Origin of the sequence: Candidatus Aalborgicola defluviihabitans (assembly GCF_016705985.1) — a bacterium.
Classification (GTDB): Bacteria; Pseudomonadota; Gammaproteobacteria; order Burkholderiales; family Burkholderiaceae_C; genus Allorhodoferax; species Allorhodoferax defluviihabitans.
Map to the genome: position 1 here is coordinate 332,087 of NZ_JADJKN010000002.1, position 12,810 is coordinate 344,896.

13 protein-coding genes are annotated in these 12,810 nt (G+C 58.9%); 8 read left to right on the forward strand and 5 right to left on the reverse strand.

The annotated features are described in order from the left end of the window. The first annotated feature begins 78 nt into the window (after positions 1–78). Entirely contained in the window at positions 79–489 is a 411-nt protein-coding gene (locus tag IPI80_RS01940) for an acyl-CoA thioesterase (RefSeq protein WP_413856627.1), read from the forward strand. A 76-nt stretch (positions 490–565) separates the two neighbouring features. Here IPI80_RS01940 and IPI80_RS01945 read toward each other — a convergent pair whose 3' ends face one another. Then, positions 566–1,369: a crotonase/enoyl-CoA hydratase family protein gene (locus IPI80_RS01945; RefSeq protein ID WP_413856629.1), complete on the reverse strand. Its 804-nt coding sequence runs from the start codon at positions 1,367–1,369 to the stop codon at positions 566–568. Positions 1,370–1,483: 114 nt separating this feature from the next. On the opposite strand from IPI80_RS01945, the gene IPI80_RS01950 reads away from it, so the two are divergent. Genes IPI80_RS01950 through IPI80_RS01980 form a run of 7 tightly spaced genes read left to right on the forward strand, consistent with a single transcriptional unit; the run spans position 1,484 to position 9,411 of the window. Beyond that, on the forward strand, positions 1,484–2,380 hold the full coding sequence (locus IPI80_RS01950) for a branched-chain amino acid ABC transporter permease (RefSeq protein WP_413856631.1): 897 nt from the start codon (positions 1,484–1,486) through the stop codon (positions 2,378–2,380). Between the two features lies 1 nt (position 2,381). After that, positions 2,382–3,458 (forward strand): branched-chain amino acid ABC transporter permease, encoded by a 1,077-nt coding sequence (locus IPI80_RS01955; protein WP_413856633.1) that lies wholly within the window; start codon positions 2,382–2,384, stop codon positions 3,456–3,458. Further along, on the forward strand, positions 3,455–4,309 hold the full coding sequence (locus tag IPI80_RS01960) for an ABC transporter ATP-binding protein (protein ID WP_413856635.1): 855 nt from the start codon (positions 3,455–3,457) through the stop codon (positions 4,307–4,309). The genes IPI80_RS01955 and IPI80_RS01960 overlap by 4 nt, the downstream gene beginning before the upstream one ends. Beyond that, complete coding sequence (locus IPI80_RS01965) at positions 4,306–5,103, forward strand: ABC transporter ATP-binding protein (protein WP_413856637.1); 798 nt, start codon at positions 4,306–4,308, stop codon at positions 5,101–5,103. Before IPI80_RS01960 ends, IPI80_RS01965 begins: the two co-directional genes overlap by 4 nt. 6 nt (positions 5,104–5,109) lie before the next feature. Next, positions 5,110–6,966, forward strand: a complete 1,857-nt coding sequence (locus IPI80_RS01970) for an AMP-dependent synthetase/ligase (RefSeq protein WP_413856639.1) — start codon at positions 5,110–5,112, stop codon at positions 6,964–6,966. Between the two features lie 31 nt (positions 6,967–6,997). Further along, positions 6,998–8,167 (forward strand): ABC transporter substrate-binding protein, encoded by a 1,170-nt coding sequence (locus IPI80_RS01975; protein WP_413856641.1) that lies wholly within the window; start codon positions 6,998–7,000, stop codon positions 8,165–8,167. 59 nt (positions 8,168–8,226) lie between these two features. Continuing rightward, positions 8,227–9,411 (forward strand): ABC transporter substrate-binding protein, encoded by a 1,185-nt coding sequence (locus IPI80_RS01980; protein WP_413856643.1) that lies wholly within the window; start codon positions 8,227–8,229, stop codon positions 9,409–9,411. Between the two features lie 17 nt (positions 9,412–9,428). Here the strand turns inward: IPI80_RS01980 and IPI80_RS01985 are convergent, their stop codons facing one another. The 4 genes from IPI80_RS01985 to IPI80_RS02000 are packed head-to-tail and all read right to left on the reverse strand — an operon-like array spanning position 9,429 to position 12,671. Further along, positions 9,429–9,932 carry a thioesterase family protein gene (locus tag IPI80_RS01985; RefSeq protein WP_413856645.1) on the reverse strand — a complete coding sequence of 168 codons (504 nt, stop codon included), beginning with the start codon at positions 9,930–9,932 and terminating at the stop codon, positions 9,429–9,431. Positions 9,933–9,942: 10 nt separating this feature from the next. Continuing rightward, positions 9,943–11,118 (reverse strand): acyl-CoA dehydrogenase family protein, encoded by a 1,176-nt coding sequence (locus IPI80_RS01990; RefSeq protein ID WP_413856647.1) that lies wholly within the window; start codon positions 11,116–11,118, stop codon positions 9,943–9,945. Positions 11,119–11,124: 6 nt separating this feature from the next. Then, entirely contained in the window at positions 11,125–12,009 is an 885-nt protein-coding gene (locus IPI80_RS01995) for an SDR family oxidoreductase (RefSeq protein ID WP_413856649.1), read from the reverse strand. Next, positions 12,009–12,671, reverse strand: a complete 663-nt coding sequence (locus tag IPI80_RS02000) for a TetR/AcrR family transcriptional regulator (protein WP_413856651.1) — start codon at positions 12,669–12,671, stop codon at positions 12,009–12,011. Before IPI80_RS02000 ends, IPI80_RS01995 begins: the two co-directional genes overlap by 1 nt. Between the last annotated feature and the right edge of the window lie 139 nt (positions 12,672–12,810).

A 12,810-nucleotide genomic window follows, 5' to 3' on the forward strand; every position in this document is an offset into this window, starting at 1 on the left:
GGGGGCGGGGTCGGCTTGGGGTCGTATCGGGTAGAGCGGGTGATTTTTTGGCAGCGCCAACAGGTTAGGATTGTGCCTATGTCTACCAATTCAAGCCCCACTGGCATCCAATTGCCCACCAACGAGGAACTGGTCCTCAAGGTTATTCCCATGCCTGCCGACTGCAATGCCAACGGCGATATCTTTGGCGGCTGGGTCATGGCCCAGGTCGACCTGGCCGGCTCGGTGATCCCCGCGCGATACACCCAGGGCCGCATGGCCACAGTGGCAGTGAACGAATTTATCTTCAAACAGCCGGTGCGGGTGGGCGATATTTTGAGCTTTTTCTCCAAGGTCAGCCGCATTGGGCGCACCTCCATCACGGTAAAGGTGGAGGTCTACGCCGAACGTTTTCACAGCCAGGGTCAGTATGTCAAGGTGACCGAGGCGTCGGTGACGTATGTAGCGATTGATGACGATGGCAAGCCAAGGGAAATTCCGAAACCGTAAGAACGCAGTTTCTCCAGATTACTATCACTTTAATAGCGACTTACGTATATTTCACGAGGGCTAGCGGCTAGTTTTGTTAAAACTTTCCGTTCCGTCCCGCGCCTTCGGCAAATCGGACCGCCCCCTCCAGCCCTGATGCAATGCAGCGCTTGCCGCGCAGCCACTCTTGGTGCAGGGCTTCGGGCATGGACAAATCCCACTGCGCATAGGCACTGGCACGGTCGGCCAGCATGGTGCCTTGCGGAAACGCAGCCAATTGTTCGGCCAATGCCATCGCCGCTTCCAGTGCGGTGCCGCTGGGCACCACACGATTGCACAGTCCCATTTGCAGGGCCTCTGGTGCGTCCACCCTGCGCCCGGTCAGGATCAGGTCCATGGCGTGGCCCATGCCAATCAGACGTGGCAGGCGCACGGTGCCGCCGTCGATGAGCGGTACACCAAAGCGGCGGCAAAACACACCGAAGTAGGCGTCCGCTTCCATCACCCGCATATCGCACCACAATGCCAACTCCATGCCGCCAGCCACGGCCGCACCACTGATAGCAGCAATCACTGGCTTGGACAGCAACAGACGCGACGGCCCCATGGGGCCCAATGGTTGCGCATCGGAGGGGAAAAAGTTCAGTGCCGCAAACGGATCGGGCCCGCCGGGCACCTGTTGCGCCATCCGGGCCCCGGCCTGTAAATCCCAACCAGCGCAAAAATGCCCATGCGCACCATGGAAGATCGCCACCCGGGCAACAGGGTCGGCATCAAACGCAACAAAAGCTTCGTACAACTGACGCGCCGTATCGGCGTCCACCGCGTTGCGCACATCTGGGCGGTCTAGGGTAACTACGGTGATGGCGCCGTGGTGTGAGAGGGTGACTGCGTCGATCATGGAACATTTCCTGGTTGTCATGTCGCTCAACTGACAGGGCGTCGGTACAAACCCTGCGCGCGATTGCGGCTGCAGCCACTATAAACGGGCAGCTACGCAACAACAGGAGATGTCGTGCTGTTTCTTCAACTGGTCATCAGCGGAATTGCGCAGGGGTGCATTTATGGGCTGATTGCACTGGGCTTCGTGCTGATCTACAAGGCCACCGAAACCGTCAGCTTTGCACAAGGCGAATTGATGATGCTGGGCGCCTTTGCCGGCCTGGTGGGCATGACCGTACTGGGTTTTCCCTACTGGTTGGCGGTGATCAGTGCGATTGCTTCCATGGCCGTCTTTGGCGTGGTGCTGGAGCGTACCGTCATACGCCCCATCCTTGGGCAGCCGGCATTCTCCGTCGTGATGCTGACCATTGGCATTGGCTATGCGGCGCGCGGTGCCATCACCATGGTGCCCGGCATTGGCACCGACACACAAGCCCTGCCCGTGCCCTACAAGGACGAAATCTGGAAAATAGGCGGCAATGAATTCGGCGTGGGTGCGTTGGTGCTCAACGTGGAACACATGGTGGTAATTGGTGCCACCGCTGTGCTGTGCGTACTGTTGTTTGCACTGTTTCGCTATAGCAAACTGGGCATTGCCATGCAGGCCGCTTCGCAAAACCAGTTGGCCGCGTATTACATGGGCATTCCGGTGCAACGACTCAACGGTATTGCCTGGGGCTTGGCTGCCGCAGTCGCCGCGATTGCCGGGCTGCTGCTGGCGCCCATTACGTTTGTGCACGCCAACATGGGTTTTATCGGGCTCAAGGCCTTCCCGGCCGCCGTGGTGGGCGGCTTTGGAAGCCTGCCCGGCGCGATCGTGGGCGGGCTCGTGATTGGCATTGTGGAGTCACTCTCCGGGTTCTATTTGCCCGATGGGTTCAAAGACACAGCCCCCTACATCGTGGTGCTGGTGATGCTGATGGTCAAACCCAACGGCTTGTTCGGCGAAACGCTGCGCAAGAAGGTCTGACATGCGATTCATCTTCAAGACCGATTACGCGCAAGACATCAAGCTGGCCAAGCACGGCGGGCACGTGTTCTGGTACAGCGCGCTGATGCTGCTGATGTTTGCGGCACCCTGGCTGTTTGCCGAGTACTGGCTGGCCCAACTCACGCTGGTGCTGATTTATTCCATTGCCGGCCTGGGTCTGATGCTGCTGGCTGGTTTTACCGGTCAGTTCTCCATGGGCCATGCCGCGTTCCTGGGGGTGGGTGCCTACACCCAAGCGGTGATGACCAATGCTGGAGTCCCCTTTCCTATCGCGATGGCCTGTGCTGCGGGCCTGTCGGCGGCTGTGGGAGTGGTGGTGGGTCTGCCAGCCTTGCGGGTCAAGGGCATTTACCTTGGGATCGCCACACTGTCCTTTGGTTTCATTGTGGAAGAGGTGCTTGCGCGCTGGGAATCCGTCACCGGTGGCAACGCCGGCATCCACATCAAGAAGCCCGACATTTTTGGCTGGGTGCTGGAGACCGGCAACCAGTTCTACTTTCTATGCCTGGTTGTCACGGTCATCGCTACGCTGAGCATTTTGAACGTGCTGCGCTCCCCAACCGGGCGGGCTTTTGTGGCCATCCGCGACTCCGAAATTTCAGCCCAGAGCATGGGCATCCATCTGGCCTACTACAAGACCCTGTCGTTTGCCATTTCAGCTGCGCTGGCGGGCGTGGCGGGTGCACTGTATGCCCACAACCTGCAGTTCATTTCGCCGGACCAGTTCAACATTCTGCAATCCATTGACCTGTTGTTGATGATCGTCATCGGGGGCGCGGGCTCCGTGCATGGCGCCTTTCTCGGCGCCATCTTCCTGATTGCCATGCCGCAGGTCATCGCCCAAGTCAAAGATTTCTTGCCCGCCGCGGTCGGCCAGGCGCCTGGATTGCAGGGATTGGTATATGGCCTGGTGCTGATTGGCTTTGTCATGTTCGAGCCCATGGGCCTGTACGGGCGCTGGTTGAAGGTCCGCACCTACCTGCAGATGTTCCCGTTCTACCGCAAGGGCATGTTCAAACGCCAAAAGTCCTTCCAGAAGTCCGACAGGTTGAAATGATGCAAGACACCCTTCTTTCAGCCAAGGATCTGACCGTACGCTTTGGCGGCGTGTTGGCCGTCAACAAGGTGAGCTTTGATGTCCGACAGGGCGAAGTCTTCACCCTGATCGGCCCCAATGGCGCGGGCAAAACCACGGTGTTCAACCTCATCAGCCGCATCTACACGCCCACCCAGGGCGAGATTCGCTACCTGGGTCCCAAGGGTCGCATTACCCTTACCCAACAACCACCGCAGAGCGTGGCCTCGCTGGGCATAGCACGCACCTTCCAGAACATTGAACTGTTCGAGCACGCCTCCGTGCTGCACAACCTGCTGATCGGTCGCCATACGCACCGCGCCAGCAACGTTTTGCAAGACCTCTTCTTTACGCCCCGGGTGCGCGAAGCCGAACTAAAAGCCCGCGAGAAGGCCGAGGAAGTGATCGAATTCCTGGGCCTGCAGCACTACCGCGACACCTTTGTGGCTGGTCTGCCCTATGGCGTGCGCAAAGTGGTGGAACTGGCGCGCGCACTGTGCACCGAACCCAAACTGCTGCTGCTGGACGAACCCTCCAGCGGTCTGAACGTGGAGGAAACAGATGACATGGCGTTCTGGATTCAGGACATCCAGCAAGAGCTGGGCATTACCGTGCTGATGGTGGAGCATGACATGAGCCTCGTTTCCAAAGTATCCGACCGGGTGTTGGCCATGAACCAGGGCGAAATGCTGGCCATGGGAACGCCGCGCGAGGTGCAAAACGACCCCGGTGTGATTGAGGCCTACCTGGGCTCCATCGACGATGTCTCATCTCTGCGTCGCAAGGTCAATAGCCCTACCGAAGCGCGCCCGGCGGAGCGCACAGCAGCATGAGCACAGCACCCCCACCCATCAGCGACCAACCGGTGCTCAAGCTCCTCAACGTCGAGAGCGCTTACGGCCCGATCAAAGCCATTCGCGGCGTGAGCCTGCAGGTGCGTCGCAGTGAAATTGCCACGGTGCTGGGCTCCAATGGCGCAGGCAAAACCACCATCCTCAAAACCATATCGGGCATCATCGATCCGCGTAAAGGCTCCATCGAGTTCAAAGGCGAAGACATCACCGCACGGGACCCCGCCTTCATCGTGCAGCAAGGCCTGAGCCATGTGCCGGAAGGCCGTGAAGTGTTTCCGCTACTCAGCGTGCGCGACAACTTGCTGATGGGCGCCTACACCCGCTCCGACCGCGACGGCGTGGCCCGCGACATGGAAACCGTGTACGGCTACTTCCCCATATTGCAAGAGCGCGCGCACCAGGATGCCGGTTTGTTGTCGGGCGGTCAGCAGCAAATGCTGTCCATCTCGCGCGCCCTGATGGCCAACCCCGACCTGATCCTGCTGGACGAGCCCAGCCTGGGCCTTTCGCCCAAGCTGACGAAAGAAATTTTTGAGATCGTGGTGCGCATCAACCGCGAACACGGCACCACCATTTTGCTGGTGGAGCAAAACGCCAACATGGCACTCAACGCTTCAGACTACGGCTACGTGCTGGAGAACGGCCGCATCGTCATGGAAGACACCTGTGCGCACCTGCGGGAGAAGGACGACATCAAGGAGTTCTACCTGGGGCTCAAGGAAGACGGTGTGCGCGGCGAGCGGCGCTGGAAGAAAAAGAAGACCTGGAGATAGACAAGAATGAGCCAACTCTGGGATACACGGTCCATCCAATCCTGCAACACCATCGTGATGCCGGGTGACACCATTCCTGCCATTTTCTGGAATGCCGTCAGCCAACGCGCGTCCCATGTGTGGATGCGCCAAAAGCACCTGGGCCTTTGGCGCAGTTGGACCTGGCAGCAAACCGGGGATGCCGTAGCAGAAATTGGCAACGGCCTTTTGAGCCTGGGCTTTGCCAAGGGCGACTGTGCCTCGATCCTGGCCAACACCGTGGTCGAATGGGTGCTGGCCGATTTGGCTGTTCTGTCTGCTGGCGGCGTCTCCAATGGCATCTACCCAACAGATGCCGCATCCCAGGTGCAGTACCTGTGCGATGACTCGCGCACCACCATCCTGTTTGTCGAAGACGATGAGCAGTTGGACAAGGCGCTGGAAGTGCGCGCCCAATTGCCCGGTCTGCGCAAGATTGTGGTGTTCAACATGAAAGGCCTGCGCAGCCTGAATGACCCGGACGTGATCAGCCTTGATGCCCTGCGCGCGCTGGGCCGCGACTACGCCCGCCAAAACGCGGGGGCACTGCAGCAGCGCGTGGCAGGCTGCAAGCCCGAGGACCTGGCCATCCTGGTCTACACCTCGGGCACTACAGGCCGCCCCAAGGGTGCCATGCATCTGCACCAGGGGCTGGTCTTTACCGTACACGGCTACAACACCCTGGTGGCGCAAGACGAGCGCGATGAGCGCATGTGCTTTTTGCCCCTGTGTCACATTGCCGAACGCATGGGTGGTGAGTACTTCGCCCTGTACACCGGCTCCAAACTTAATTTTGTCGAGAACCCCGAGACCATTCCCGAAAACGTGCGCGAGATTGCACCCACGGTTTTCACCGCCGTGCCCCGTGTCTGGGAAAAGTTCTACTCGGGTGTGATGATCTCGCTCAAAGAGTCCGGCGCGCTACAGCAAGCAGCCTATGCCTGGGGCATTGGCGTGGGCACCACCATTGCCAACTGCGTCCTGTCCGACCAGCCCGTGAGTGCCTGGCTCAAGATTCAGTTCAGGCTGGCCCAGTGGCTGGTGCTGAACAACGTGCGCAAGCTCATCGGCATTCACCGCGCGCGCTTCCTGGTGACTGGCGCAGCGCCCATTTCACCCGACCTGGTGCGCTGGTACATGGCCCTGGGATTGCCCATGCTGGAGGTATGGGGCATGACCGAAACCTGTGGCGCCTCCACCGGAGTGCCTGCGGGCAAGATGAAACCCGGCTCCATTGGGCCAGCTGCCGCCTACAACGAGGTGCGTCTGGACCCCATCACTGGCGAGATTTTGGTGCGCGGCAAGAACGTATTTGCCGGTTACCTGAACCTGCCTGAAAAAACCGCAGAAGCCATCGACCCAGAGGGATGGCTGCACACCGGCGACGTGGGCTTGGTCGATGCGGATGGTTATTTCCGCATTACCGATCGCATGAAGGACATCATCATTACGGCCGGAGGCAAAAACGTTACGCCCAGCGAGCTGGAAAACGATCTCAAGTTTTCGCCCTACATCACCGACGCGGTGGTCATCGGCGACAAGCGTCCCTACCTGACCGTCATCATCATGATCGACCAGGAAAACGTGGAAAAGTTTGCACAAGATGCCGACGTACCCTTTAGCAACTACGCATCTCTAACTCGAAGCGCAGAAGTGCAGGCACTGATCCAATCGGAGCTGGACCGTGTGAACCAAAAGTTTGCCCGTGTTGAACAACTCAAAAAGTTTTTCCTGCTGGAAACCCAGTTAACCGCCGAGGACGAAGAACTCACCCCCACCATGAAACTCAAGCGCAAGCTGGTGGAGAAAAAGTACGCGAACCAGATCGAAGCCATGTATGGCTGATCAACCACATTCCTCCATTTGAATCGACACTATGACACTCAAAACACCCCTACTCCTCACAGCCCTTGCGATGGCAAGCGTGCTGTGCACCGCACAAACACTGCCGCAAGGCATCAGCAAGAACGAAATTCTTATCGGCAGCATTCAGGACCTGTCCGGGCCACTCGCAGGCTACGGCAAGCAAGCCCGCAACGGCATGCAAATGGCGCTTGAAGAGATCAACGAAACCGGCGGCATCCATGGCCGCAAGATCAAACTGCTGATAGAGGACTCCGCCTACGACCCCAAGAAGGCCGTGCTGGCCGCGCAAAAGCTGGTCAACCAGGACAAGATTTTCATGATGGTTGGTCACATTGGCACCGCGCAGAACGAGGCAGCCATGCCGGTGCAGTTCGAGAAGGACATCATCAACTTCTTTCCCCTCACGGCGGCGCGCTCCATGTACGAGCCTTTTCATCGGCTCAAGTTTTCCACCCTGTCCACCTATTACGAGCAGATTCACCTGTCCCTTCCTAGGCTAATGCGCCAGAACAACGTAACCAAGGTCTGCGCGATCTACCAGGATGACGACTTTGGCTTGGAAGTACTTCACGGCGCGGAAGACGGCCTCAAGGCCCGGCAGATGGTACTAACGGACAAAGCATCGTTCAAGCGCGGCGCCACCGATTTTTCTTCTCAAGTGGCCAAGATGCAGGCCAGCGGTTGCGAGATGGTGGTTTTGGGCACCATCATTCGCGAAACGGTGGGCACTATCGCAACCGCTCGAAAGATGGGCTTCAACCCCATCTTCCTGGGGTCCAGCGCTGCCTACACTGACCTGATTCCCAAACTGGGTGGCAAGGGTATGGATGGTCTCTACGCCACCATGACAGCGCAGATTCCCTACATGGACGACCCTTCGCCAGCGGTACGTCGCTGGGCCAGCAAGTACAAAACACAGTTCAACGAAGACCCATCCACCATATCTGTGTTCGGCTACACCACCATCAATGCGTTTGCCAACGCCATGCGCGATGCAGGTGAGCGCCCCAACACCAGCAAATTTATCCGCGCCATGGAAGTCATGAAGATTCCGGGCGACATGTTTGGCTCCCCTGCGCTCAAATTCTCTCCCACGCGCCGCTTGGGTAGCGACGACTCGCGCATGGCCCAAGTGCAAGATGGACGCTGGAAAATTGTGAGCGATTACAACAACCAGTAAAAGAGAGTATTGTTCACGTAAACAAGCCGGCCAACCGGCTATCAACCTGGAGATAGACCATGAAATTGAAAACCGCACTGACCCTCACTGCCTTGGCCCTGGCCGCCAGCGTGGCGGGAGCCCAGCAAGGTGTAAGCAAGGACGAAATTGTGCTCGGGTCCATACAGGATCTGTCTGGACCACTGGCCGGCTTTGGCAAACAGGCACGCCTGGGCATGCTGCTGGCGGTGGACGAAGTCAACGAGCAGGGTGGCATCAACGGACGCAAGATCAAGCTCATTGTCGAAGACTCGGGCTATGACCCCAAGAAGGCCGTGCTGGCCGCGCAAAAGCTGGTCAACCAGGACAAGATTTTCATGATGGTGGGCCACATCGGCACTGCGCAGAACATGGCCGCCATGCCCGTGCAGTTTGAGAAGAACGTGATCAACTTCTTCCCAATCACTGCTGCGCGTGAAATGTACGAACCCTTCAACCGGCTCAAATACTCGTACGCCGCCACCTATTACGACCAGATGCGCAATGCGGTTCCCAAACTGGTCAAAGAGAAAGGGATCAAGAAGGTCTGCACCCTGTACCAGGATGATGATTTTGGCCTGGAAGTGCTGCGCGGTGGTGAGGCTGGCCTCAAGTCCATCGGCATGGAGTTTGCTGAACGTACCTCGTATAAGCGCGGGGCAACCGACTTCTCGTCTCAGGTGCAGAAACTGCAGGCGGGTGGATGCGAAATGGTCGTTTTGGGCACCATCATTCGCGAAACCATTGGCACCATCGGCACCGCCCGCAAGTTGGGTTACAACCCGGTCTTTTTGGGCTCCAGCGCGGCTTACACCGACCTGATCCACAAACTGGGCGGCAAAGCGATGGACGGCCTGTACGCCACCATGACCGTGCAAAACCCCTACCTGGACGAGGCCTCTCAACCGATCCGTTTTTGGGCCAGCAAGTACAAGACCAAGTTCAATGAAGATCCAACCGTATTCTCGGTCTATGGCTACACCATCATCACCAGTTTTGCCACCGCCGCAGGGCGCGCTGGCAAGGACCTGAACACCAACAGTTTCATCAAGGTGATGGACAGCATGACCATTCAGCCAGACTTCTTTGGTGGTGCGGTGCAGACCTTCACGGCTACCAAACGCCTGGGCAGTGATGCATCCCGCCTGTCGCAAATCCAGGACGGCAAGTGGAAGACGGTGTCGGACTACTTTGGCAGCACGGCAGCTGCACCAGCCAAGAAGTAGGCGCTTAGCCTGGGCTTTCAGGAAAGAATATAGGCGCCGGATCCGGTGGACAACAGTTTACCGTCAGCGCCCAAAAATTCCATCCGGGTGGAGGCCACCCGGGAGCCCAGGCGCATAACCTCGGCCCGCAACTCAAACAGTTCGCCAATGCCGGGGCGCAGGTAGTCGATGCGCAGATCGATAGTTCCCAGCTTGGCAAAGCGGTGCAGGCGCTGCATGGGTGGCTCATCCATGTGGCGCGCTCCAATGGCCGCCATAACAGCCAGCCCGCCCATTGCGTCCAGGCTGGCGCTGATGACGCCACCGTGCAGGCGGTTGTAGGCGAAGTGGCCCACCAGTTCCGGCTTCATGGCGATTTGGGCACGCACCTGCTCCGGCGCTATTTGGGTAATACGCAGCCCAAGCACCTGGTTGAAAACAATCATTTCTTCAAAGATCTTTTTCAGATTGATTATGAATTCGGGTTCGAACTCTCGCACAGGTGCAGGGGCTTTTTCGGTGTGTTTGGGTTTGGCGGTCATTAGCGGATTCTCACAGGCCCAACTGACGGGACGCCAACTCTTTCATGATCTCTTCAGCCCCGCCTCCAATCATCATGACCTTGACCTCCCGGTAGATGCGCTCGCATGCAGTGCCGCGCATGAAACCCATGCCGCCCAAAATCTGCACACCTTGATCGGCACAGAATTGCATGGTTTGCGTGGCATGGTTTTTCAATAGGCACACCTGCGCCACCCACTCTGCCCCCTTGGCTGACTTGTCGCCACGGTCACCTGCATCTGCCCGTGCGGTCACGGCATTAAGCCAAGCCCGGGTGGATTCGATGCGCATTTTCATGTCCATGAGCTTGTGGCGAATGACCTGGTGGTCCACCAGGGCCATGCCAAAGGTCTTGCGCTGACGTGCCCAGCTCAGGGCTTCGTCATAGCAGCATTCGGCAAAACCCAGCGCCAAGGCCGACATGGCCAGACGCTCGCCATTGAAATTGGTGAGGATGATCTTGAAACCGGACCCCTCCTCGCCCACCAGATTGGCAGCCGGCACGCGCACCCCATCAAAGCGGATGTGGGCGGTGTCAGAGCACAGCCAACCCATCTTCTTGAGCGGGCTGCGTGAAACGCCTGGCGCATCCCCCGGAATCATCAACATGGAGATGCCCATGGGCCCTTTGTTCTGCAGGTCGGTGCGTACCGCAACGGTCAGCCAGTCGGCCCGCGTACCGGAGGTGATGAAAGTCTTTTCACCATCCACCACGTAGTCGGCACCTTCCCGACGGGCCGTGGTCTTCAGGGCCGACACGTCCGTGCCACCACCGGGTTCGGTAATACACAGGGCCGATATTTTGCGACCGGCCAGCACGTCGGGAATGATCCGGGCTTGTAATTCTTTGCTGCCATGGCGCAGCAATGGCGGCATGCCAATGTTGTGACTGAACAGGCTGGCCAGCAAGCCACCACTGCCACCGGTTCGGGCCAGCGCAATGGTCATGGCATTGCGCACCGCCCACGGTGTGGGGGTGCCACCCAGTTCCTCAGGGTAGCCCATGCCCAGCCAGCCCAGCTCGGCAGCACGCGCATACAGGCTGCGCGGAAATTGGCCCGCCTCTTCCCACGCTTCCAGGTGAGGCTGAACTTCGGTTTGGATGAATCGGTGCGCGGCATCCTCCAGCAACTGGATGTCTTCTGAATGTTCTTGCGTGAATGGCATGGTGGTTCAGACTTGAAATACTTTGGGAACGATGGCGCGGTGGAAGCCGTTGAAGGGTTTGACCGCATCACGTGCCTGCACTACTGCATCCGGAACCCGCATCGGGAAGCCCATGCGGGCCTGCGGGCGGGCACCGTCAATGCGCAACGTAGTGCCGCTAATGAACGACGCAGCTGGGCTGAGCAAGAACACGATGCCGGCAGCGGTCTCGGCCTCGGTGCCAAAGCGCCCGGCGGGAACAGTTTTGGCCATTTCACGCAGCATGGGGCCAACCTCTACAGGGTAGTTGTCCATGCCGCTCGATGCGATGTAGCCTGGCGCCACTGCATTCACCCGCACGCCTTTGGCGGCCCACTCCAGCGCTGCCGTTTCGGTGAGGCTCACCATACCGGCGCGTGCGGCACCACTGTGGCCCATGCCGGGCATGGAGCCCCACATATCGGCCACGATATTGACGATGGCGCCTCCGGTCTTAGCCATGGCCTGCACATAGCATTCGCGCGCCATCAAAAAACCACCGGTGAGGTTGGTGTTGACCACTGCCTCCCAGCCTTTGGCGCTGATGGCCTCCAGCGGCGTCAAGAATTGGCCACCGGCATTGTTAACCAGGCCATCAATGCGTCCGTTTGCCACCATGACCGCTGCCACGGTCTCTTTGACCGCATCTTCCTGGCGAATGTCACAGACCTGGCAACTGGCCTCGCCCCCGTCTGCAGCGATCTCGTCGGCCACCTTTTGCAGCTTCTCCAGCTTGCGCCCGACCAGCACCACGTGGGCGCCCAAGGCAGCCAGCTCATGCGCCACGCAGCGCCCGATGCCCGAGCCACCGCCTGTAACGACGATGACCTTGCCCGCGAATAGTTGGGGGGCAAAAATGGAACCGTAATGCATCAAAACTCCTTGATAAACAAACTTATGGCAGCGTCGGTCAACTCTTGCAGCGACGCGCCCTTTTGGGGATCAAACCATTGCACCGCCCAGTTCAGCGCACCCAGGATCAGCAGCCGTGCCAGGCGCACCGGCGCACGCAACTCGCCACGGTCATGCAAGGCGCTGAGCACCGGAAGCCACAGGGATTCGTATTCGTCAATCAACTCGCTCAGCGCCTTGTGCTGGCGCGGTGGCAGGGAGCGGGCTTCGTACAGCATGACCGGCACAAAATCGCTGCCCGGCCCCAGCAGCACATCAAAGTGAACGGTTATCAAGGTGCGTAACTGCTGTGCCGGCTCCAGTGCCGCATAACCTGGCGCCTGTGCCGCCGCGCGCTGGCGCGTCAGGGCAGAGCGCATGCCCTCTTCCATGACGGCATACAGTAAGGCGTCTTTGCTCTTGAAGTGGTAGAACGGCGAGCCGCTTTGCATATCGGCGGCGGCGGCAATATCACGCGTGGTGGTGGCCGCAAAACCCTTGCGGCGAAACAACTGTGCCGCGGCCAGCAGCAGCGCCTGTCGGCGGTTGCCATCATCGCGCTCGTCCACGGTTTTTCGGGGGCGGCCGCGCGCACGCTTGATGGCAGGAATAGCGGATTCGAGAAGCGCAGCGTCGGACGTCATGTACCAACGATACCAAATTGAAGTATTTTTAGCAAGCAAATGCTTGGTAAAAATATATGTCCTGCCAGCAAATGCAATTTGCGGGAGGCACCCACCAGTTTTCCGGGTGGGCGTTCCTCAGCGGCCGTGCCGTCGCACT

Coding starts and splice junctions, on each gene's coding strand:
- IPI80_RS01985 (WP_413856645.1), bottom strand. CDS start 9,932: ATGACCGCCAAACCCAAACACACCGAAAAAGCCCCTGCACCTGTGCGA.
- IPI80_RS01980 (WP_413856643.1), top strand. CDS start 8,227: ATGAAATTGAAAACCGCACTGACCCTCACTGCCTTGGCCCTGGCCGCC.
- IPI80_RS01945 (WP_413856629.1), bottom strand. CDS start 1,369: ATGATCGACGCAGTCACCCTCTCACACCACGGCGCCATCACCGTAGTT.
- IPI80_RS01990 (WP_413856647.1), bottom strand. CDS start 11,118: ATGCCATTCACGCAAGAACATTCAGAAGACATCCAGTTGCTGGAGGAT.
- IPI80_RS01955 (WP_413856633.1), top strand. CDS start 2,382: ATGCGATTCATCTTCAAGACCGATTACGCGCAAGACATCAAGCTGGCC.
- IPI80_RS01965 (WP_413856637.1), top strand. CDS start 4,306: ATGAGCACAGCACCCCCACCCATCAGCGACCAACCGGTGCTCAAGCTC.
- IPI80_RS01970 (WP_413856639.1), top strand. CDS start 5,110: ATGAGCCAACTCTGGGATACACGGTCCATCCAATCCTGCAACACCATC.
- IPI80_RS01940 (WP_413856627.1), top strand. CDS start 79: ATGTCTACCAATTCAAGCCCCACTGGCATCCAATTGCCCACCAACGAG.
- IPI80_RS01995 (WP_413856649.1), bottom strand. CDS start 12,009: ATGCATTACGGTTCCATTTTTGCCCCCCAACTATTCGCGGGCAAGGTC.
- IPI80_RS02000 (WP_413856651.1), bottom strand. CDS start 12,671: ATGACGTCCGACGCTGCGCTTCTCGAATCCGCTATTCCTGCCATCAAG.
- IPI80_RS01975 (WP_413856641.1), top strand. CDS start 6,998: ATGACACTCAAAACACCCCTACTCCTCACAGCCCTTGCGATGGCAAGC.
- IPI80_RS01960 (WP_413856635.1), top strand. CDS start 3,455: ATGATGCAAGACACCCTTCTTTCAGCCAAGGATCTGACCGTACGCTTT.